Origin of the sequence: Lysinibacillus sp., from assembly GCF_032093475.1 — a bacterium.
Lineage (GTDB): Bacteria > Bacillota > Bacilli > Bacillales_A > Planococcaceae > Lysinibacillus > Lysinibacillus irui.
The window spans coordinates 1-772 of the sequence record NZ_DAMDAY010000107.1 but is presented as its reverse complement, the minus strand read 5'-3'; the positions used below and the strand labels follow the sequence as shown (position 1 = coordinate 772).

The 772-nt window shown below is 44.9% G+C and carries 1 pseudogene; it reads right to left on the bottom strand.

From position 1 onward, the window contains the following. Window positions 1–772: pseudogene (locus RT445_RS18480) on the bottom strand (methionine gamma-lyase family protein); the annotation flags it as partial.

The following is a 772-nucleotide window of genomic DNA, read 5'->3' as shown; positions in this document are numbered from 1 at the left end:
GGACCATCTGCTGTCAATTCAATACTAGAGCCTTGGATGAATGTTCCCGCAGCCATGATGACATCATCTTCATAGCCGGGCATATAGGCTGGTTCTGGTGCATAATGGGCATTTATTGGGGAATTGGCTTGTATTTCACGACAAAAGGCAATCATTTGCTGTGCCGTTTGGAATGAAACAGATTGAATTAAATCCGTGCGATTCGCCTTATAGCTTGGAGACGTATTCATCCCGATTTCCTCTAGCATGGCTGCCGTAAAGATTGCCCCTTTTAATGCTTGTGATACAACATGGGGTGCTAGGAAGAATCCTTGATAAAAATCTCCTAGTGTATTTAATGTAGCCCCCGCCTCTGCCCCAATACCCGGAGATGTCATGCGATAGGCACATTTCTCCACCAAATCGGCACGGCCAGCAATATAGCCACCAATTTTAGCCAAACCACCACCAGGATTTTTTATCAGTGAGCCTGCCATTAAATCAGCCCCAACCTCTGTAGGCTCCTGTGCTTCTACGAACTCGCCATAGCAATTATCTACAAAAATGACCGCTTGTGGGGCCAATTGACGAATCTTTGCGCACATTTCCGCAATTTCTGCAATCGTAAAGGAAGGTCGTGTCGCGTAACCTTTAGATCGTTGAATTGCAATCATTTTAGTTTGCGGAGTAATAGCCGCTTCCACACCTGTCCAATCAATTTCTTGGTTATTCAGTAAATCGACATGGCGATAGCCGATTTGATAATCTTTCAAGGAGCCTGTATCTTTGTCAC